14 protein-coding genes and 1 tRNA gene are annotated in these 20,179 nt (G+C 58.8%); 5 read left to right on the plus strand and 10 right to left on the minus strand.

What is annotated here, in order from left to right:
* Window positions 1–94: 94 nt before the first annotated feature.
* From pssA to B5D61_RS25545, 3 genes are all read right to left on the minus strand, one after another.
* Window positions 95–997 carry a CDP-diacylglycerol--serine O-phosphatidyltransferase gene (gene pssA / locus B5D61_RS00740; protein ID WP_245846414.1) on the minus strand — a complete coding sequence of 301 codons (903 nt, stop codon included), beginning with the start codon at window positions 995–997 and terminating at the stop codon, window positions 95–97.
* A 241-nt stretch (window positions 998–1,238) separates the two neighbouring features.
* On the minus strand, window positions 1,239–2,606 hold the full coding sequence (locus tag B5D61_RS00745) for an MBL fold metallo-hydrolase (RefSeq protein WP_078811388.1): 1,368 nt from the start codon (window positions 2,604–2,606) through the stop codon (window positions 1,239–1,241).
* Between the two features lie 67 nt (window positions 2,607–2,673).
* Window positions 2,674–4,062 (minus strand): RuvC family protein, encoded by a 1,389-nt coding sequence (locus tag B5D61_RS25545; protein WP_139372976.1) that lies wholly within the window; start codon window positions 4,060–4,062, stop codon window positions 2,674–2,676.
* Between the two features lie 209 nt (window positions 4,063–4,271).
* On the opposite strand from B5D61_RS25545, the gene B5D61_RS00765 reads away from it, so the two are divergent.
* Together B5D61_RS00765 and B5D61_RS00770 are read left to right on the plus strand one after the other, a co-directional pair.
* Window positions 4,272–4,345: transfer RNA gene (locus B5D61_RS00765), tRNA-Gln, on the plus strand.
* A gap of 125 nt (window positions 4,346–4,470) precedes the next feature.
* Window positions 4,471–5,175: an MOSC domain-containing protein gene (locus B5D61_RS00770; protein ID WP_245846415.1), complete on the plus strand. Its 705-nt coding sequence runs from the start codon at window positions 4,471–4,473 to the stop codon at window positions 5,173–5,175.
* A 523-nt stretch (window positions 5,176–5,698) separates the two neighbouring features.
* Here B5D61_RS00770 and pheA read toward each other — a convergent pair.
* Entirely contained in the window at window positions 5,699–6,787 is a 1,089-nt protein-coding gene (pheA, locus tag B5D61_RS00775; protein ID WP_078811392.1) for a chorismate mutase, read from the minus strand.
* A gap of 15 nt (window positions 6,788–6,802) precedes the next feature.
* Complete coding sequence (gene scpB, locus B5D61_RS00780) at window positions 6,803–7,483, minus strand: SMC-Scp complex subunit ScpB (RefSeq protein WP_078811393.1); 681 nt, start codon at window positions 7,481–7,483, stop codon at window positions 6,803–6,805.
* Window positions 7,484–7,611: 128 nt separating this feature from the next.
* On the opposite strand from scpB, the gene B5D61_RS00785 reads away from it, so the two are divergent.
* A complete protein-coding gene (locus tag B5D61_RS00785) occupies window positions 7,612–8,832 on the plus strand; it encodes a serine hydrolase domain-containing protein (protein WP_078811394.1) in 1,221 nt (406 codons plus the stop codon).
* A 1-nt stretch (window position 8,833) separates the two neighbouring features.
* Here the strand turns inward: B5D61_RS00785 and B5D61_RS00790 are convergent, their stop codons facing one another.
* Both B5D61_RS00790 and B5D61_RS00795 read right to left on the minus strand, forming a co-directional pair.
* Window positions 8,834–9,403: a hypothetical protein gene (locus B5D61_RS00790; RefSeq protein WP_078811395.1), complete on the minus strand. Its 570-nt coding sequence runs from the start codon at window positions 9,401–9,403 to the stop codon at window positions 8,834–8,836.
* On the minus strand, window positions 9,390–9,587 hold the full coding sequence (locus tag B5D61_RS00795) for a hypothetical protein (protein WP_078811396.1): 198 nt from the start codon (window positions 9,585–9,587) through the stop codon (window positions 9,390–9,392). The genes B5D61_RS00790 and B5D61_RS00795 overlap by 14 nt, the downstream gene beginning before the upstream one ends.
* Before the next feature lie 87 nt (window positions 9,588–9,674).
* On the opposite strand from B5D61_RS00795, the gene B5D61_RS00800 reads away from it, so the two are divergent.
* Together B5D61_RS00800 and B5D61_RS00805 are read left to right on the plus strand one after the other, a co-directional pair.
* A complete protein-coding gene (locus B5D61_RS00800; RefSeq protein WP_078811397.1) occupies window positions 9,675–10,835 on the plus strand; it encodes an exonuclease SbcCD subunit D C-terminal domain-containing protein in 1,161 nt (386 codons plus the stop codon).
* A gap of 15 nt (window positions 10,836–10,850) precedes the next feature.
* Entirely contained in the window at window positions 10,851–13,652 is a 2,802-nt protein-coding gene (locus B5D61_RS00805; RefSeq protein WP_078811398.1) for an AAA family ATPase, read from the plus strand.
* A 23-nt stretch (window positions 13,653–13,675) separates the two neighbouring features.
* Here the strand turns inward: B5D61_RS00805 and B5D61_RS00810 are convergent, their stop codons facing one another.
* The 3 genes from B5D61_RS00810 to B5D61_RS00820 all read right to left on the minus strand — a co-directional run bounded on the left by B5D61_RS00810 (window position 13,676) and on the right by B5D61_RS00820 (window position 20,163).
* The gene (locus tag B5D61_RS00810; RefSeq protein ID WP_139372977.1) at window positions 13,676–14,182 is read right to left on the minus strand and encodes a DUF6702 family protein; all 507 of its coding nucleotides are present in this window, start codon (window positions 14,180–14,182) and stop codon (window positions 13,676–13,678) included.
* 50 nt (window positions 14,183–14,232) lie between these two features.
* Complete coding sequence (locus tag B5D61_RS00815; protein ID WP_078811400.1) at window positions 14,233–16,623, minus strand: M1 family metallopeptidase; 2,391 nt, start codon at window positions 16,621–16,623, stop codon at window positions 14,233–14,235.
* A gap of 126 nt (window positions 16,624–16,749) precedes the next feature.
* A complete protein-coding gene (locus B5D61_RS00820; protein WP_078811401.1) occupies window positions 16,750–20,163 on the minus strand; it encodes a PVC-type heme-binding CxxCH protein in 3,414 nt (1,137 codons plus the stop codon).
* Window positions 20,164–20,179 lie beyond the last annotated feature (16 nt).

A 20,179-nucleotide genomic window follows, 5' to 3' on the forward strand; every position in this document is an offset into this window, starting at 1 on the left:
CAACGGAACGGGCTTGTCGTATCGTCTCGGGGGGTTGAGAAAAAAGGTAAAAAGAGAAGCGCAGAGAAGAGACTAGAAGCGCGAAAAATCCAAATCAAATATCCGCGGCAGGGTCCTGAGGCACCTTTTCCTGCTCTTTTTTGGTGGCTTTAGAGGGCTCCGCCTCCGCCTCCTCGTCCACGAGCGGACCAGTGATGGGGTCATCCGGCGTATCCGCCGCCTCATACTCGATTTCGATCTCTCGGCGCCAGCGGCGGGAGATCCAGGGGCGGAAGAGACCGTAGAGCAGGTAGCTCACGAAGAGCACGGAGGGCATCCACTGCCAGTTCCGCACGGCAAAGGCCACCACGATGATGGAGATGAGCACCCAGATGGGGGAGCGGCGGGTGCGCCAGTTAATGGACTTGAAGCTGGGATACTCCAGGTCACTCATCATGAGGAACGACAGCAGCACCATCAGCACCGCCAAACCGTATTTCCAGTGGCCGATCTCCTTGTTCCCCTCGTTCAGCCACAGCATCAGCAGAGTGAGAGAAGCCGTCACGCCCGCCGCCGCCGGGATGGGGCAGCCGCGGAAGTGCTTGCTGTTGGTCTTCTCATCGCTGGCGGCGATGCAGTTGAACCGCGCCAGCCGCATGGCACCGCAGACGAGGTAGGTGCAGGCGATCAGCCAGCCGAGACCAGCAGGTTTCTCGATGCTGGAGAGCACGATGTCATGCACCAGCAGAGCCGGGGCCACCCCGAAGGAGACGATATCTGCGATGGAATCCAACTCCCGACCAAACGGGGACTCCTGCCCCCCCAGGCGCGCCACGCGGCCATCCAGCACGTCAAAGAGACAGGCCGCCAAAATGGCAATGATGGCCCAGTAGTAATGCTCGGTGATCGCTCCCTCCCGCCCCTTAAAGATCTGCAAAATCGCGACGAAACCCGACAGGATATTGCCTGCGGTCATCATCGTGGGCAGCACATAGATGCGGGGTTCTCGCTCGATCATAAGTATGAATCGAAGATTGTAATGCAGACGCGCCCTTTGCCCACCTGAACTTTCCAGTTTCGTCACTTGTCACACGGGGTGGAGGATGTGCATCTCCTACTCGCATGATTGTTGCTGGCATGCTGCCTCATTCCGCAGATCCTCGAGAATCTGCGTTCAGGGGGAGTGTGGGCTACTCTCCCTGATTCCTGGAACGCACGTTATTGCGATATTCGGAATTCATTCTCCCATCCGCATGACTTCACCAGAGATCAATCGGCTCATGGACATTCGGGCGGAGGATCTCGGTATCTTTGCCGAGGGTCTCGGCGAAGCGGGCGCTGAACCAAGCCTGGGAGGCCTCTTCACCGTGCACCATGAGCAGCTTCTTCGGCTTCACCTTTTCCACGTAGTCGGCGATTTGCTCACGGGTGGCGTGGGCGCTGAGGTCAAAGCTTTCGATCCGGGCCTGGAGTTCCACCGGAGGCAGGTCAGGTGCCAGCTTCACCTTTTCTCCGGACTTGGCTACGCGCAGGCGATAGCCGGGAGATTCGGGATCGGTATAGCCGACGAAGGCCACGGCGTTGCGGGGGTTATCAATGAACCGGGCGGCGAATTGGTTGGAGGTGGTGCCCTCCGTCATCATGCCACTGGAGAGGGCGTAGATGGTCTTCGGCTCATACTCCACCTGGCCACGGCCACCACGGCGACGGCGCGGTGGAACGAGCATGTCCACGTCTTCCAGAAGGCGGAAGCCCTGATAATTCCGACGGGTGCGGTCCGTGTAGTGATCGTAAAGCACGGTCACCTTCGTGCCGAGGCCACCGATGCGCAGGGGCATCTCTGGGATCAGGCCTTCCTCATGCAGTTCATGCATCATCAGCATCACTTCCTGGGTTTTGCCCAGGGCGAAGACGGGGATGAGCACGGAGCCATTGGCATCGTAGGTATCTCGAATCAGGGCGGCGAGGCGCTCCTTTTCAGCCTTGCGGGAGTAGTCGGCAGGGCGTGCGTAGGTGCCACGGGTGGTCTCGACGACCAGCACATCAATGTCCTTCGTGGGGAAGTCCGCTGCACGTGCGATGGTCTGGTTTTCAAAATTCACGTCTCCCGTATAGAAAAGCGAGTTGCCGTTCTGTCGGATCATGATGCCGGCGGACCCCATGATGTGCCCGGCATCGTGAAAGCTGGCTCTCAGGTCGGTGTTTGGCAGTTCAAAGGGGCGGTCCAGATCCCGGTAGATATACTGGGCCCGGTTTTCATCCAGCTCCTTGTGGGTGAAAAGCGGGTATTCGTGGATGCTCTGCTCCTCACGCTGGGCGGTCATCACATTCACCGAGTTGTGCAGCATGGCGCTGGTGATCTCCCCCGTGGGCTCCGTCATGAAGACCGGCGTATTCGGCTGTTTACGCATCAGCACGGGAAGGGAGCCGATGTGATCATGGTGGGCGTGGGTGATGAGGATGGAGTCCGCCGTATCATGGGGCAGGGGGCCGAAATCTGGCAAGGCCTCAAAACCTACCTCCTTCGGGTGCATCCCTGAATCCAGGACCACACGGTTTTTGCCAGACTCGAGCAGGTAGCTATTAGCCCCGATCTCGCGGCGGCGGGTAAGATTACGAAAACGCATGTGTCAGAATGAAAAAGAAGCGGAGGCGAAAGATGAACCTAGGGGCTTGTGACGAAACTGCAAGCTCTCAAGAAACGGGGTCCGTTGCTGAACTGGATGTCCCGGAGTCAGCCACCGGTGCGGGGGCTGGCGAGTCGCTGCCCGGCTCAGAGCGGATCTCTGCCTTGGTCTCAAGGGGAGCCTTCGGCTCCGTGGGGGTGTCGGCTGGAGTGGGCGGCTTCACGTGTTTGCGCTTCTGCGGGTGGAAAAACCACGCCATAGCGGCTGCATCGGTCAGCAGAAAAAACGGCACGCAGGGAGGGCACCAGATCAGCAGGCCCTGAAACAGCAAGATGCTCAGCACAAAACCAGCGAAGCTCAGAGCTAGCCACGCCGGGAAGACACGATCCCGCTCCAGCCGCAGCATCAGCGCCAGGGCCCCGCCACCCAGCACCAGCCACACCGCCCATTGCATTGGCAGCGCCAGCACGGTGATCCGTGGCAGTGCCAGGGCCAGCGCCAGTGCATCCGCATGCAGTTGCGTCAATGACGGCGGCGCACCTGCAGCCTGCGTTGGGCCGATGACCAGCACTCGTGCTTTTTCCAGCCGGGCCTCGTCCACCTCGGAGACACCATCCGCCAGATCTCCGACCATCAGGTCCAGAGCATTGATGCGCGGCACCTGGCTCGGGGAAGGCACCCGCAGTTCTCCCGTTACCTCCAGCGGTAAGAAGACACCCCCCAGCAGATGTGCACCCGCGCCCGGGCCTAACCGCAGCCGGTGTCCGTTGCCATACGGAGTCAGCGTGCAGTGGGCCAGCACCTGAGCCAGCACCGTCGGCAGCAGCCGCTCCTGATCTCTCAGCGCATAGGGCAGCAGCCAATCCTGCCCCTGAGCACGCCCACTCAGCAGTCCCAGCTCACTCGTGCCTCGTGCGACCGGATCCGGTGCCGTCACCAGCGCGGAGAGCTGTGGAGCCAGCCGGATGTCTCCCACCACCTGCTGAAAGGGCGGGATGGCCTCCTCCAGATTTCCCAGGAAAGCCGGGGCCTCCGTTAGGGCAGAGCCCTCCTCCACCCTCCGAGTCTCCACACCCAGCACCACACTGGGAAAACCCACCAGCATCTCTCCCACCGCCCCAGCAAACTCCGGTGTTGGCCGCCCCCAATTCAAGGGGGTGGGGATCACCAGCACCTCGGGTTCATACTCCCGCAGCGCCTTCAGCAGCATCTGCCAGTCCAGCGGTGGAGGTGGCCAGCCAGCATACTCCTCACGCTGCTCTTCCCGCATCTCCACCAGCATCACCTCCTCATGCGATGAATTCACACTCGGTTGGAAAGAATCACGGGAGTTGGCCAGCAGGAAATCCAAAAACCCTTCATTCACCTGTTTAAAGGTCCCCTGCTGCTGAAGATGATCCAGCGCCCAGCCCAGAGCGGCGAGGAAAGGGAAGATCAAAATAAAACGACGGGGCATGAGGCGAAACAAAAGAGAAACAAGGCGGAGCAGGTCAAGTCAGCCAAGCGACCCAACAGCATAGCCCAGGGGGGAGAGGTGGAAACCTTCCGCCCACCTTGAGCGAAGGAAGACGCTCTGCCAAGAAATCAAAACGAGACTCGCGTCAATTCCTAAACCTCCCCTTGCGCTGGGGGAGAATCATGCCAGAATGGTTATCCCATATTTACTACCCCTTAGTGTAACGGTAACATTACAGATTCTGACTCTGTCGTTCATGGTTCGAATCCATGAGGGGTAGCCACTCAAGAAGCCTCGCCAATGGCGAGGCTTTTTCGTGTCTGGGGTATAGCGAGTCGATGTTTCTTTGCCGAAGAATGGTGTTGTTGGGTCAGGCCTTGAGTGTCTCATAGATGGGGATGAAGTTTTATGATGACCTTGCTCTCCCTCCAAACCTCCGCCATTCAGGATATTCCTTCCCAAGACACGAGTTCCTGGTGGGATAAACCCTGGAGTACGGGTTTCTACAAACAGCCTGTTTTGGAATCCCTTTGGTTAGGTTATGAAGGGCTCAAAGGCGATCAACAGGCGGATCGACGCTACCATGGCGGCTCTGAGAAAGCGGTCTGTGTTTACCCCAGCGAGCACTACCCTTACTGGTTGGAAAAGCTCGGGCTGCAAGACATGCCCCCGGGGGCCTTTGGCGAAAATTTCACCTCGGTGGGACTCGTCGAGACGGATGTCTGCATTGGCGATACTTACGAGATCGGCGAAGCTCGCGTGCAGGTCTCTCAACCTCGCCAACCCTGCTGGAAGTTGGCTCGGCGCTGGCAGGTGAAGGACCTCACCGCGCAGGTGGAGCGCACGGGTTACACAGGTTTTTATTTCCGCGTGCTGAAACACGGTCAGGTGCAAGCGGGGGAAACCTTCACGCTTTGTGAGCGACCCTTTCCCGAGTGGACCATCGCTCTCGCCAATGAGATTATGCATCATCGGCGCTCCGACAAAGACGCCGCCCGCGACTTGGCCTCCTGTCCCCTGCTCTCCTCCAGTTGGAAGGACTCGCTCTGGGCTCGTGGTCAACTTTCCGCCAAAGAGCAAGAAGCAGCCCGCACGCTACGCACCGGACTGTAGGGTGGGTTTGTCCGGCTAGGGATATGTTTCTCTGGCGCAACCTCGTTGCCGGATTACCCGCCTTTCGATGGACGTTGTTAGGCCAAGCAACGCCCAATGACATTCAACGTCGTCATCAAGGCGGGTTATTCTGCAACAGAGTTGAATAAGGTTGCGGTTTCGCCCGCAGAACAAACCCGCCCTTGTATGTTGAGGGCAAGAGATCGCTGCCCAACGATTCCTTATCAGCCCCTTTGCCTGGAGGGAGTTGAGTAGAGATCGGAGCCGAGGGGTGACAGCCCCTTTCTCGCGTCCCTCCAGGACGCCTGATCCATGTATGCACACACTCGCTTCGTAGATACGGGGGTTGCGCTCGTGCCTCGCTCCACCGCCCGGCTAATCTCTTGCGTCCTTCCAGGACGACGGGGATGGTCCGCTTTCAGGAGGCTCGCCCGACCTCATGACCGAAGACAGTTCCGCCCCTTCCGAGAAGCATGGCAAGCCCCTCCCTAGCCGAACAAACCCGCCCTACGGCAGAGTCACCTCACCGCTCCTCCACCCAGCCGGGAGCGGGGTAGCTGCCGAGGACTTTCACTTTGGCACCTTGTTGAGTCAGATCCTGGATCACCTCGCACAGCGCAGGCTCTTCATGGTGACCGCTGATCTCCAGGAAGAAGCGGGCTTGCTCACCGGTGAGATCTCCGGGCACGGGGCGATTTTCGATCTGGCGCACATTCACATTCCGGCTGGCGAAGACCTGCAGCACCTCCAGGAGAGCGCCTACGCGGTCGCGTGCATGCACCATGAGCATGGTGTTGTCATGCCCCGTCGGAGCACCGCTGCGGCGACCGAGGATGATGAAGCGTGCGCGGGTGGCATTCTCACTGGGAGAGGTGGAGAGCACTCGGAGATGATGAAGCTCGGCACTCAGAGGTGTGCCCAAGGCCGCCGCCCCAGGTTCATTCTCCGCATGCGTGGCGGCGAGGCTGGAGGAAGCAGACTCCACCAGAGCGGCCTGAGGGAAGCTCTGGCCTAACCAAGAACGACACTGCGCCAGCATCTGCGGGTGGCCATAAATGACCTTCACCGACGCGGCATCGCCACGAGCCATCACGACCGTCTGCACCTTCCACAGGATCTCGGCGTAGATCTGGAGATCCGAATCCACCAGATGATCCAGGGTGTGATGCACGGCGCCTTCGGTGGAGTGCTCGATCGGCAGCACCCCATAGTCCACACCTTGGCTGGCCACACGCGAGAAGACACCTTCTGTGCTGGCTTCAGCCGCATAAGAGACGCTGTTGCCAAATTTATTGATGGCCACCTGATGCGTCCAGGAACCCGCAGGTCCGAGATAGGCGATGCTCAGGCTGTTTTCCAGCGCCAGAGCCGCACTCATGATCTCACGGAAGATCGCGCGAATGGCCTTCTCCGTCAGCAGTCCCTGCTGAGCAGAATTCAGTTCACAGAGCTTGCGCAGCAGCTTTTCTTCCCGGCCGGGGACGTAGATATCCAGCCCGTCTTTCTTTTTGATCTCACCGATCACATGGACGAGTTCGGCGCGTTCGTTGAGGAGGCGGATGAGCTGTTGATCGATGGCATCGATCTTGATACGGACGTCGTCGAGGGACATTGAAGAAAGGCGGGGCTACGCGGAGGCTGAAGGTTCCACCGGAGCCAGAGAGAGCTGAGTTTCCTCCGGCACGGCGGCCCCTGGTTGTTCATCCTCCGGCGTCGGCAATTTCACGCGGCGGAGCTCTGAAGCATTGGGCAGCTCATCCAGAGTTTTGACATTGAAGTGATCCAGGAAGGCATCGGTGGTGCCGTAGAGCAGCGGGCGGCCTGGGAGATCGGCGCGGCCTTCGATCTTCACCAGACCGCGATCCACAAGCTGCTGCACCATGGCATCCACACTGACGCCGCGCACCGCCTCGACACCGGCTTTGGTGATCGGCTGACGATAGGCAATGATGGCGAGTGTTTCCAGCGCAGGCTGGCTGAGGCGCTGCACCTTTTTGCCGGGGTAAAGCGCCCGGCACCATTCGGCATACTCGCCCTTGGCACAGAGGCGCCAGCCATTGGCCCGCTCCACGAGGGTGAAGGCGCGGCCATCGGCATCGTAATGCGCCACGAGTTGGTCAATCGCTTCGCGCACGCTGAGTTCATCCACGGTCAGCAGGGGCTCGATCCACTCCGGCACCGACTCCCCTTCCGGGGTGGCTTCCTTGATGTCCTTGGCCGTATCCTTCACCGCCACGGCCATTTGCGTCAGGGGCAGGGCCTCCTGAGTGGCAAAAAGCAGGGATTCAACGATGGCGATCAGCTCCATGGAGATAGTCTCCTCATCCAAGCGAGGCAGCGGGGGGAGTCAAGCCAGCGTTACCCGCAGCCAAGGCCGCAAAATTTGTTCAAGGAGCCCGGCTCAAGCCGCGTTCTACTCCGTCCCCAACCCTTCTTATGCGCCCCACCGTGCTCCTTCTCCTGGCCCTCTCAGGCTGTCTCCATGCCGCTGAAACCTACTTCCCGCCACCCGACAGCGCAGGCGGCTGGCGCGAGGCCAAAACCGTGAAGGAAGGGCGCGACCTCGCCAGTGTGGATACCCCCAAGCTGGACACCGCCTACCAACTCACCGAGCGCACCACGGCCAATGGAGGCCTCGTGGTCGTGCGTCGGGGTTACCTGGTGTTCGAGCGTTATTTCGGCAAAGCTTCCCGCAATGCCAACCCCGACATGGCCTCCACAGGCAAGGGCTTTTGCAGCATCGCCTGCGGCATCATGCTGAATGAGTTCAAAGACAAAATCCCTGAGGGACTGGACACCAAGGTCTTCACGGAAAAGTATCTGCCCCAGGCCTTTCCGCTGAATGATCCCCGCAAAGCCGACATCAAGCTCGGCCAGCTCCTCAGCATGACCGCCGGCTACTGGGGCGAGGGACAAACCCCGACCGGTTATGTCCAAGGCGACCCGAAACCCAAGGCGCTGAAACCCGTCAAAGGCCAGGACGTCAAAGCCATCGACCAATCCTCACTACAGGTGCCCCTCTGGTGTGATCCCGGTGCCGGTTACTCCTACTCCTCCCCATCGCCCCACATCGCCAGCATCGTCCTGCGCAACGTCAGCGGCATGGAGCTCAAGGACTACATCCACGAGCGCCTGGCCAAACCGCAAGGCTGGGGAGCCTGGAACTACTGCCTCTACCGCGGGGATGTGGTGATGGAGCACGCCAATGGCGCCGGCAGCACCGCGCTGCATGCCACGGATGTCATGCGCTTTGGCTACTGCCTCGCTCACGAGGGAAAATGGAAGGATCAGCAGCTCGTGCCTGCCGACTACATCCACAAATGCCAGACCTGGAGCCCCTACAACCCACATGTGCCCTTCAGCCTACAATGGGAACACAATGCCGATGGTCACATCGCCGGAGCGCCCAAAGATGCTTTCTGGAAATCCGGTGCCGGTGGCTTCTGCCTCTACGTCGTGCCCTCCCTGGACCTCGTGGTGTATAAGCTCGGGGGTAAGGATCAGCAGTATGATGAAAAGCTGACCCGCATCCCCCAGCCCCCACCCACCAGCGACCGCAGCGGCTGGCAGCCCCCCGTGGGCAATGCCTTCAACGACGCCTCCATCAGCCTCGGCCGCATCCTCGAGATGGTGTGTGCCTCGGTGCGAGGGGAGTGAGTTAAGACAGCATCATCGCTTCCACATCAGCCCATGGCTTTTCGAGATGGTATTGGCGAATCAAGGTCAGCAACTCTTCTCGAGACCAAGAACTCCCCAGACTCAAAAGCATGCGGCTGATGTCTCGTAGGTGCTTGGCGGAACTGCCTTCTTCATAAAACTGCAGCTTCCGCACAATGACATATTCTGGAGGAGCGAACGATACGGTGTCGCCCTCCAGATCGGTCACTTGGATGTGAGCTTGCCCCCAAGCATGCAGTGCATCTTGGCCTGAGAGATAAATATCGGCTTTAAAACCAGTCTCGTGATGGATCAGGTTAAAATGCCCTCTTTGTTCACGAGCCAATTCCATCTGAATGACCTCTTGAGGCGGGCAATAAAAGTCATCTCCATCAAACGCTCTGACCAGCTTCATCACATCCGTTGCCTTTAAAAAGGCAATGATATCCACATCATTGGTCATACGTGGTTCACCATAATAAATGGCTGCCACACTCCCCGTCACCATATAGCGAATGCCAAGTTCGTTCAGCTTTCGGGTGAAGATTAAAAATGGCTCAGGTGACTGCATGCATGAAGATTTCTTTCACTCGCTGCTGAACCTGCGCCTCCGTCCACTCAGGATGCTGCTGGCGCAGACGGGCCGCCTTCAACTTACGCGCCGACCAATACAAGCCAAATGCCGTGCGTAGCTTTTGTGCGCCGGTCATTCTCTGCAAAGAAGCGATGTATTCGGGACTGAGGTCCGAGGCCATGAAATCAGTCTAGCGATTTTTCCTCCTCCAGCAATGGAGACCCACACTTTCTCTTGCACACGCATCGCCCCGCATTGAGTTCGGAGCATGCGCATGCTTCACACCGCAGATTGGCACCTCGGCGCCCGGCTCATTGAGCGGGAGCGGCTGGAGGAGCATGCGGCTTTTCTGACGTGGCTGTTGGAAGTGTTGCGTGCGGAACGCATCGACGTCCTGCTGATCAGTGGAGATGTCTTTGATGCCGCCAATCCGCCGCAGAATGCCATCGCCCTGTATTTCGATTTCATCCGACGGCTGGCAGAGTTGAAGACGGTTAAGACCGTCATCACCGGAGGCAATCACGACTCCGCCTCTCACCTCAATGCGCCGCGTGATCTTCTGCGCCACTTTGATGTGCATGTCTTTGGTCATGCCAGCCATCCTCACCTCGTCGATCTCGGGGATGTCGTCGTGGCCGCCGTGCCTTTCCTGCGTGAGCGGGATCTGCGCCAAGCCACGCCGGGAGAAACTCTCCAGACCGTGCATGACCATATCCGCTCTGCCATCCGCGATCACTATGCGACCCAACTCCATGCCGCACGTGAGCTCGCTCAGGCACGCCCCATCATCGCCATGGGGCACCTCACCGCATTGGGCGCCACCGCCAGCGATAGCGAGCGCGACATCCACATCGGCAATCTCGGTGCTGTGGGGGCCGATGTCTTCGCCGGGTTTGATTACACGGCGTTAGGCCATCTGCATCGTCCTCAGAAAGTCGGTGGCCTTGAGCACGTGCGCTACAGTGGATCCCCCCTTGCGCTCAGCTTCTCAGAAGCTGCGGATGCCAAGTCCGTCGCCATGGTGGAGATCGCCCCCCAAGCAAACGGCCTGACGATCGAACTCCTGCCCATTCCCACCCCACGTCAGCTCAATCGTGTGAAGGTCAATCGCGCCACGCTCACCGAAGATCTCGCCCTGGTGCCTGCGGGATGCTGGGCGGAAGTCACCGTAAAAATGGATTCCCCTGAACCGGATCTGGATCGCCATGTCCGCGAGGCTGCGACAGGCCGATTTGAAGTGCTCAAAGTCCTGGCCGATCTCCCCGCTTCTGAGTCGGCACCATGGCTCGTCACCGTCCCGGCTCTTCACGATCTGCAACCCCGCGATGTCTTCCGCGAGTTGCTGAAAGACAAGCAAATCGAGAACGAGGAACTGGAGCCCGTGTTTGATGAGTTGTTAGCGCTTCACGAAGCTGCCTCCCTATCATAATTCGATCTTCCCCACATGCGTCTCCTTGCCGTTCGGCTTCAGAATCTTAACTCCCTCAGTGGCACGCACGAGGTGCGGTTCGATGAAGCGCCGCTGAATGCTGCGGGGGTGTTCCTGATCACCGGTCCCACAGGCGCAGGTAAGTCCACGCTGCTGGATGCGATGACCCTGGCTTTGTATGGGCGCGCCGCACGCTATGGCAATGAAAAGGCGGATGAAATGATGAGCCGCCAGGCCACGGAATGTTACGCCGAGGTGGACTTTGAAACCGGTGGTCGGCACCTGCGCTCGACATGGCGATTGGGCAAAACCAAGACGGGCAATTTGAAACCGGTGCAGCGCACACTGGCGGATGCGCTCACGGGAGAAATCCTGGCGGATAAGGGGCGCGAAGTGGACCCGATGATCGAGTCCTTCACCGGGCTGGATGTGCAGCGTTTTTTACGTTCCGTGCTGCTAGCGCAGGGGCAGTTTGCTGCCTTTCTCAAAGCCAAGCCGAATGAACGTGCCGAGCTGCTGGAGCGCATCACCGGCACGGAGATCTATCGCTCTCTCTCCATCCGCGCTCATGAGACCTATCGGACCAAAGAAGAGCAGGTGAGTAAGCTGAAAGCCAGCCTCGGCGCGGTGACCGTGCTGGAGGAGGAAGCACGCGCGGCGCTGGAAACGACTCTGGCGCAAACACGCACGGTTGCGGAGGAGCTTAATGCGCAGAAAGACCGCGCCAGCACTCAGCTCCATGCCCAGCGTGAGCATGCTCAAATTGTCAAAGACCTCGCCCACGCAGCCGATACGCTGACACAGCTTCAGCAGGCGGAAGGCAAGACCACCCAGGCGGTCAAACGCGATCACGATGCTTGCGAAGAAGCCAAGCGACAACGCGCTCTACGCGAGCCCATCTGGGAACAAGTCGCAGGCATGGCCGCACAGAGTGAGCAGTATGAAAAGCAGCTCGAAGAAAGCCGTGCGAACTACAAGGAATGGGCCAAACAACAACTCGAGGCCAAAACCAAACTCGAAGCGGCTGAGAAAGCGCTAAAAAGTCATGTGCAGACCAGCCAAGCCCTGGAAACCTGGCTGCGTGAACATGCGGAGGATCGCACCCTGGGTGAAAGCCTGCCGGCCTTGAGCCAAGGTATCCGCCTCTGGCGCAGCGCCCATGAAAAACTCAGCGAGGGTCGCACGCTCCATGAGGAAGCGCAGACGCAGAAACAACGACTGACCGAGCTGGAGGGCCAGATCTCCACGCTGACAGATCAACTTACTGCCATCACCACTCAGGCCCAGCAAGCCCGGGCTGAGCAGGAACGCTTGACCCAGGCCCTCACCGCCCAGCGTGCGCTGGAGGAGCAGGCGCAGCTCGTGGCCAGCTTTGAGGAGCATCGCGACGATCTCGCTCCCGGCCAGCCCTGCCCGCTCTGCGGCGCCACCGAGCACCCTTACTTGAGCGGCAGCCTCAATGCCGACTCCCAACTGCATACTGCTCGCAAACTGCGCGCCGCTCTGGAAAAGCAGAGTCAAGACGCTAATCAACGATTCAGCAAATCGGAACGCGAGCAGGTGAAGCTGGAGGCCGAACTGAAAGCGGAGACGAAGCGGCGCGATGAACTGCACAAAACGCTCGCCGCCATCCGCGTGCCGGATCTGCCCGCTCTGGAGGCTCAGGAGATCCAAGCCCGCCAGAGTCTCACCTTCCCAGCCTCCAAGTCGAAGTTCAGCCCGCAGCATCCGAACGAAGCTGAACAGGCCCTGGATGACCTGCAACTCCGCGCCTCCACCTTCACCCGCCAGCAGCAGACCTTCACCCTCCGACAGCAGGAGCGTCAGAAGATCGAGACGGACATCTCCCTCTTCCGCCAGGACGAGACCGATAAAACGAAACGGATGGAAGAGCTGAAGGCAGAAGGCATTTCGCTGCGCTCGAAAGCCGACGCGCTGAAAGCTCAACTGAATACCTTGTTAGGTCAAAAGACCCTTCAGGAAGACCGTCAACAGCATGATCGGCAAGTCGCCAGCCTGGAGAAAGCCTGGCGCGATTCCGAAGCGGTTCACCAGCAACTGCAAAACAACCTCGCCGCAGCAAAGGCCAAGCAGGAGCAACTGGAGCAACGCCGCCAACCTTTTGCCCAAGCTCCCGTGCCGACTCCCGAGAGCCTGCAGGAGCTCAGCACGCAGGTCCAGCAGCTCACCAGCCTGCTTGCACAGAAGCACACTGAACTCGGCACCCTCAGCCAGCAGCTTCGTCACGACGACGAGGCCCGCCAGCGGCGCGACTCCGGCGGTGCTGAACTGAAAGCCGCTGAGGAGGAAGCCCTGCGCTGGGGGCGTCTCCGTGAGCTGATCGGCTCCGCGGATGGGGCCAAGTTCTCCCGCTTTGCCCAATCGCTCACCCTGCGCCAGCTCATCGGTCTGGCCAATGAGCATCTCCAGGTTTTGGCCGAGCGCTACCGCCTCATCGCCGCGCCTGGAGATGATCTGGATCTGCGCATCGTCGATCTTTACCAAGCCAATGCCGACCGTCCCATGGAGAGCCTTTCCGGTGGCGAGAGTTTCTTGGCTAGCCTCGCGCTCGCCCTAGGCCTGAGTGAACTCGCGAGTCATCATCACCCCATCGATTCGCTGTTTATCGATGAAGGCTTCGGCACCTTGGATTCCGAGACCTTGGAGATCGCCCTCAGTGCCCTGGAAAACCTGCGCTCACGCGGTAAAACCATCGGCCTCATCTCCCATGTGGAACTACTGAAAGAACGCCTCACCACACAGATCCAGGTGACCAAGCTTACCGGGGGCTCTAGCCAGTTGAAGGTGGTGAGCTGATGGAAATGTGAGAATAGCCTGTGCTAGGGATACAATATCGCTCCACCTTGTCTCTTGAACATCATCTGCTTTTCGGCGCTGCCGCGACGGCATCGCAGCAGATTGATCTGATCCTCGAAAAGCTCATGCAGGACTGCATTCTTCACATGCAAGCCTTGAGGTTGTGGGAGGGCGATCTGGAAATACAGCACGAGGGTGGGATCGCCTCTCTTGGTGCTCTCCGATTCGAGTTCACGCCCCACCCATTCGATTTTCGCAGGGATGCCTTCAGCATCAGTGACGATGAAAGTTGTGGTGAGGTAGGTTAAGACGGCGGTATCAAATTCAGCCGCAGGTGTCTTTTCCAGAAACAGCAGCTTCTCAAACCGACGGATGAGGGCGAGTTCGATATCGTTGACGAAGACGGTGAGGCTGACTTCCCACTTCTGAGTCTCCGCATTCCATTCCATCTCACCGGTGGATTGATGCAGATCGTGAGCCTGTAGAGAGGTTGGGTTTACAAATGAGACAACCCAAAGAATGCAAAACATTCTCCACCCGAGAATGATCGGGTGGAGGGATGAGGTAAGCAGGTCCGACCTCATTTCTTGGCCTCACTTGTCTCCTTCTTTTTATCGTCGTCTTTCTCGGGCTTGGTGATTTCCCGCATGGGATTGGCAGCCTTCTCATCTTTGTAGAGCTGGAATTTGCTTTTGACGAGACGGCGTGGCCAGAAGTTGTTCTCCACATCGGTATCAACCAGTTCCTGGCGGGGGTCGAAGGTCGCGGCTTTCAGTTCCTTTTTCGTGAAGAGAAGCTTGGAGGCTTTCTCGGTGTTGAAGCGCCAGATCTCCGCAGGCAGATTCATCTCTTCGGTGCTGCCGTCGGCGTAATCCAGCTTCAGAGTGACGGGTGTGACTAAACCCCCGACGTTGCTCATCTCAATGACATAGAAGTTGTGTGAGGTCTTGAGCAGAGCTGGGTCAATCTCGGCTTCCTTCAGCTCTTTGATCAAGGATTCGAACTTCTTCTTATCGCTGGGGAGGACGCTCGCTTCGTCGAAGCTGTCGTAGAAATCCTTCAACTCTGGAAAGCGATCCACACGCTTCGGGAGTGAGGCATTGCGCTCCTCGGTGAGTGTTTTCGGGAGTTCGTCTTTCTCCTGTTTCTTCTTCGGTTTCTCAATGGCGGGATCGCGGCTGTCGAGCTGGAGCCAACGCACTTCATCAATGGAGACATCCACGTGATCCACGCTATAAAACCAGCCTCGCCAGAACCAGTCGAGATCCACGCCACTGGCGTCCTCCAGGGTGCGGAAGAAATCCGCCGGCGTAGGGCGCTTGAACATCCAGCGTCGTGCATAGGTCTTGAAGGCGTGATCGAAGGCTTCTCGACCGAGCACATGCTCGCGCAGGAGATTGAGCGCCACCGTTGGTTGGCCATAGGCGTTGGGGCCGAGATCGGCGATGGATTCGGAATTGGTCATCACCGGCACTCGCTCCGTGAGCCGCATGTAGTCCACCATGCCACGTTCATCTCGGCGATGATTCCAGTCATTTTCCCAGGCCTCCTCAGCGAGGTATTCCATGAAGGAGTTCAGTCCCTCATCCATCCAGGTCCACTGGCGTTCATCGCTGTTGACGATCATGGGGAACCAGTTGTGACCGACCTCATGGATGATGACGCCGATGAGGGCATACTTGGTGCGTTCAGGATACGTGCCATCCTTCTCGGGTCGGGGGCCATTGAAAGAGATCATGGGGTATTCCATGCCAAACACAGGGCCATTAACGGACCACGCCACCGGATACGGGTAAGCGAAGGTATGCTTGGAATAAACCTGGATGGTGTGGGCAATGGCGTGGGTGGAATATTTCTCCCACAGGGGCATGCCTTCCTTGGGATAGACGGACATGGCCATGACCGGTAGCCGATACATGCGGTCGGCAATGCCGCCTTTCCGCTCAGGTGTCGGTGGGTGCGTGGCTCCTTCCACCGCCATGGCATCCCAGATGAACTTACGTGAAGAGGCAAAAGCAAAGTCACGAACATTGTCAGCCTGAAAAACCCAGGTCTTCTTGCCTTTGGGTTGGGCTTTCTCCGCGGCTTTGGCTTCCTCAGGAGTGACAATGAAGACAGGCTTCTGGGTTTCTCCCTGAGCTTTCTTCAGACGCTCGCGTTGAGGTTCGGTGAGCACCACGTCCGCATTCTGAAGGGCGCCCGTCGCCGCGACGATGTGATCGTCTGGAACCGTGAGGTGCACGGTGTAGTTACCAAACTCCAGGGTGAACTCTCCGGTGCCGAGAAACTGTTTGTTAATCCAACCCGCGTAGTCGGTGTAGGCGGCCACGCGCGGATACCACTGTGCGATGGTGTAGATGCAGTTGCCGTCCTCTTTGAAGAACTCGTAACCCGTGCGCGCATTGATGCGTTCACAATCATTGATGGGGTAGCTCCAGGCGATCTTGAACTGGAAATCTTGGCCTGCATCGAGAGGCTCCGGCAGATCCAGGCGCAGCATGGTTTTGACAAGGGTATGGGGCAGCTCATGGCCTTGTGTATTCGTCAGGCTGAGGATCTTCATTTCTCCATCGTAATCTTCATAAGCGAGGAGTCGGTCCAGGGCTTTGTAGCTGAATTTGGTGAGATCCACGCCGCGCTTCGTGTTGGGCACGCTGCGGGAGTCGGCGTTGTGGGAAAGGTAGTTTTGATCGAGCTGCACCCATAGATACGTCAGTGTATCAGGAGAGGCATTGTGATAGGTGACGGTGGCCTCTCCCGTGATGGTGCGTTTCACATCATCCAGCTCGACTTGGATGTCATAGTCCGCACGGTTTTGCCAATACGTCTTCCCAGGTGCTCCCGAGGCGATGCGTTGAGGTGAGGGCGTGGGCAGCAGCTGATCAAGCTGCTGAAACTTCCCCACCGGCAATCCGGGTTCTCCAGCCATGAGGGGCAGGACTGCCAACAGGAAAAACAAAACGTGTTTCATCGTGCCTGCATTGTTTCGATGCGGATGTGATTGGCAATCTCAGAATCGTGGGAAAGCAGAGGCACAAAAAAACCCGGAAGCGAAAGGCTTCCGGGCTCGGTTTAGATCGAAAAGGCGATTACGACGTCACTTCGCGATTTTCTCATCGCCATGGCTGGCGTCATCCTTGGTCGCTTTCTTGTTGCCCTTAGTGCGGCTGGAGAGGTAGGCGACGAGATCGCGCAGGTCCCGAGGCTGGAGAGCCGTGCCGAGCGGAGGCATGGCCGAGACAGGGGGGGCGATGGTGGCGATGTCGGCACGGGAGATCGTGCTGCTCTTGCCATCCAGGCCGACCACTTCCACCTCGGTGGGGGTTTCCTTCGCCAAGCGAGCCATGACAAGCTGGCCATCTTTCTTGGTGATGGCGGCGAGGCCATATCCAGGAGCGATGACCGCATTCGGATTCACCAGGGATTCGATCAGTTTTTCAGGCTTCAGACGCTCACCCACTTGAGTGAGATCGGGGCCCTGAACGCCGCCTTCCCCACTGATCTTGTGGCACTGCATGCAGGCCCCTTGATTGCGGAAGACGAGTTCACCGAGTTTTGAATCACCCCCGGTTTCGCTGAGACGATAGACGGCGTCAGGTGCGGTGGCGGCATAGGCGGTTACGAGGGTTTGGCTGCTCGGTGTGTTCAGCGCTTGGAGGGCGAGGTAAACATCCAGCCAGAGAGCGTGGCGCAGTGATTTGTTCTCACGATCCTTCCATAGCTGCTCGATCTCTTCAGGATGGGTGGTGGCGAGTCCGGTGATGCCAGCACGTGCTTTAGCCAACGGACCTTTTGAGATGGCTTCACGTGCAATGTCGGTGAGGCCGTCCAGCTTCAAGTTGAAGCCATGACCCAAGGCAGAGGCGGAGACTGTGGCGGAGCTGTCTGCCATGAGGTCTTTCACCACAGGTGCGGCCTCCGTCGGATAAGCGGTGACGAGGCTGTCCAGCGCAGCGACGCGAACCTCTGCGGCGACGGTTTTGTTTGTGGCAAAGTTGCGCAGCGTTTTGGCTTCCAAGCGAACTCCCGTTTCCGAGGCCAACTTCAGGGCGAGAGAGGCGAGGTGGGGATCGAGATCCCCTGCGAGCAAAGCGCGTAGATCGGTCTCGATGGCTTGGCCGAGTGCCGCGAGGGTGCGTTCGGCTTTGGGCAGCGGACGGTAGATGCCCAGGACAGGATCGGTGACGATTTGTTTCTCCCAGAGGCGTAGCGCATGCAGCGCTGCCGTGCGGGTGGCTTCATCGAGCGTGACGTCGCGCACCATCTGGATGAGATGGCGGGCATGGTCAGCCGTGCCGCGACGGTAGTTCGCAGCGACGATACGTTGCTGAACGGTCGGTGGGAAAGCCGCCGCTTCCTTGGCTAGAGCCGCGACAGCATCTCCGGCAGGGCCATCCACTACGGTCGTGTCATAGATGGCACGCACCGCTTCACGGCGGATCTGGGCATCGCTATCGCTGAGGAATGTGGCGCAGTCGGGGCTCTCATGGCGGCGCAGGTAAAGCAGGGCGGTGAGGCGCACCTCCCTGTCTGCATCTGTGCTGTGGGCTTTTGCGGCAGCTTCGGTGCCAATCAGATCCAAGGCCGAGAGGGCGGAATGGCGCAGGACCGGGTCCACCTCGGTTTTGCCGGTTTGGGCCGCTAAGGTGTAGAGTGCCTCAGTTACTTGCTCATCGCCGGGCTTCACAATGCGGCGCAGTGCTACAGCCGCGAGGGAGCTGACATGAGGTGAGGTGTCGTTCAGCAGAGTCAGCAGAGCATCCCGGCTCTCCACCACACGCACACTCCCCAGAGTGCGGGCGGCATTGGCACGGATGTCGGCTTCCTTATCTGTCGTTAGGTCAAGAAGGGCTTCGCTAACAGCGATTCCTTGGCGTCCGAGCTGATCCAGCCCCCAAATGCCATGCAAGCGGCTTTTGACAGGTTTGGTTTCATCTTTAGCGATGGCGATAAGCGTATTGATCTCCTTGCGCTTCACCAGCTCGAACTGCGCCGCCTGACGCACACGCTTGTCGGTGTGAGCAAGTAGGGTGACAAGACCTGGAATCGTTTCCTCTTTCAGGCCACGCGCAAACAGGGCTTTCACTTCTGCGCCTGCTTTTTGTTGGGCAGGTTCTTTGGGGGTTAAGACTTCAATGGCACCGTTGGTATTGATGCTCCAGCCTCCTCCGAAGTCGCACAGGTAGATGTTGCCATCGTAGCCCAGTTCCACATCACTGACTCCCACGCCCTCGACAAAGATGTCTTCGGAGTTGGCGGCAAAGCCGGCGCCTTTCGCTTCAAGGCCCACCGTTAGCACCGTGCAGCCCTGAGAGGCACCTCGGTAGTTGGCCAGCAGGAACTTGCCGCGCAGATCTTCAGGCAGGGATTCACCGGTCAGCCAAGTGACGCCGGAAGGCCCACGCGCCACATGCGAGGCGGGAGGATACACCCACTGAGGCTGCTCTTCATTGAAGAGGTCATACATGCGCTCAGCCACCCACATGGATTTCTGGGGGTGAAAGTCTTCCCAGTCGAGATTAGTCACATACTGATGGGCGGACTGATGGCTCATGTCCCACCCCGAGTCACTGCCCTCCAGCGCATACACCATGCGGGCGAGGTCACCGATGTCACCCGTGTTATCGAAGGTGAAAAGATTGCCCGCTTCATCAAAGGCCAGTTCCTGTGGATTGCGCAGCCCCTTGCAGAACACTTCAAAACCGCTGCCATCGGATTCACAACGGAAGATGGCTCCGCGTCCACCACCCGCATGGACTTGGCCGTCCTTCGTAGTCACATGATATCCGCGATCTCCTACGGAAAAATAAAGCCGCCCGTCTGGACCCCGAGTGATGCCGTGCAGGTCGTGCCCCAAGAAAGACACACGCACGCCGAACCCTTTGACGATGGCTTCCTCCGCATCGGCCACGCCATCATCATCTTTGTCGGTCAGTTTCCACAGGTTGGGGATGCAGGTGAAATACACCGCATCCTCCTCCGCCAGCACCGAGAAGCCCAGGCCATCCAGCGCCTCATGGAAGCGATCTGAAAACAAGGTGCGATGATCGGCAGCCCCATTGCCATCGCGGTCTTCCAATCGGATGAGCCGATCTGCGGTGTTGGTGAAGAAGCCCACCGGGAAGCGTGCTTCCCAGGTTTTGTAAAGATTGGCGCGATCGTCCAAAGTCTGTGCCTGGAAGTCCCCACGGATCAGTTCATTGGCTCCGCGAAGATCCGGCACGCCGCGCCAGAAGCGGTTGGCCTCGACGACGAATAGCCGCCCTTTCGGGTCGAAACCAAAGCTGCCGGGGTTTTCAATAAAGGGAAAACGCACCCAGGTGTGAGCCTCGAACCCTGGATGCTTCACGATGCCCGGGAAGGGCTCCGGAGCATTTTTCAAGGGGGGTAAATCCTTCTCCGGCACCGTCGGGATGGGTTGCTGCCGTTGGTTCATTTCATCCAGCGTGAGCGCGGATGCCGAGGCTGTCAGAAAGCCCAGGGTCGAAAAAAGAAGGAAGGTTCTCTGCATTGGTTAGGGTGGGGGA

It is taken from the genome of Prosthecobacter debontii, from assembly GCF_900167535.1.
Taxonomy (GTDB): domain Bacteria; phylum Verrucomicrobiota; class Verrucomicrobiia; order Verrucomicrobiales; family Verrucomicrobiaceae; genus Prosthecobacter; species Prosthecobacter debontii.

Bases quoted from the DNA above. Each gene is read 5' to 3' on its own strand.
- B5D61_RS00820 (WP_078811401.1), bottom strand. From the start codon at position 20,163: ATGCAGAGAACCTTCCTTCTTTTTTCGACCCTGGGCTTTCTGACAGCC.
- pheA (WP_078811392.1), bottom strand. From the start codon at position 6,787: ATGTCCCTCGACGACGTCCGTATCAAGATCGATGCCATCGATCAACAG.
- B5D61_RS00805 (WP_078811398.1), top strand. From the start codon at position 10,851: ATGCGTCTCCTTGCCGTTCGGCTTCAGAATCTTAACTCCCTCAGTGGC.
- B5D61_RS25545 (WP_139372976.1), bottom strand. From the start codon at position 4,062: ATGCCCCGTCGTTTTATTTTGATCTTCCCTTTCCTCGCCGCTCTGGGC.
- B5D61_RS00795 (WP_078811396.1), bottom strand. From the start codon at position 9,587: ATGGCCTCGGACCTCAGTCCCGAATACATCGCTTCTTTGCAGAGAATG.
- scpB (WP_078811393.1), bottom strand. From the start codon at position 7,483: ATGGAGCTGATCGCCATCGTTGAATCCCTGCTTTTTGCCACTCAGGAG.
- B5D61_RS00800 (WP_078811397.1), top strand. From the start codon at position 9,675: ATGCGCATGCTTCACACCGCAGATTGGCACCTCGGCGCCCGGCTCATT.
- B5D61_RS00815 (WP_078811400.1), bottom strand. From the start codon at position 16,623: ATGAAACACGTTTTGTTTTTCCTGTTGGCAGTCCTGCCCCTCATGGCT.
- B5D61_RS00745 (WP_078811388.1), bottom strand. From the start codon at position 2,606: ATGCGTTTTCGTAATCTTACCCGCCGCCGCGAGATCGGGGCTAATAGC.
- B5D61_RS00770 (WP_245846415.1), top strand. From the start codon at position 4,471: ATGATGACCTTGCTCTCCCTCCAAACCTCCGCCATTCAGGATATTCCT.
- B5D61_RS00785 (WP_078811394.1), top strand. From the start codon at position 7,612: ATGCGCCCCACCGTGCTCCTTCTCCTGGCCCTCTCAGGCTGTCTCCAT.
- B5D61_RS00810 (WP_139372977.1), bottom strand. From the start codon at position 14,182: ATGTTTTGCATTCTTTGGGTTGTCTCATTTGTAAACCCAACCTCTCTA.
- B5D61_RS00790 (WP_078811395.1), bottom strand. From the start codon at position 9,403: ATGCAGTCACCTGAGCCATTTTTAATCTTCACCCGAAAGCTGAACGAA.
- pssA (WP_245846414.1), bottom strand. From the start codon at position 997: ATGATCGAGCGAGAACCCCGCATCTATGTGCTGCCCACGATGATGACC.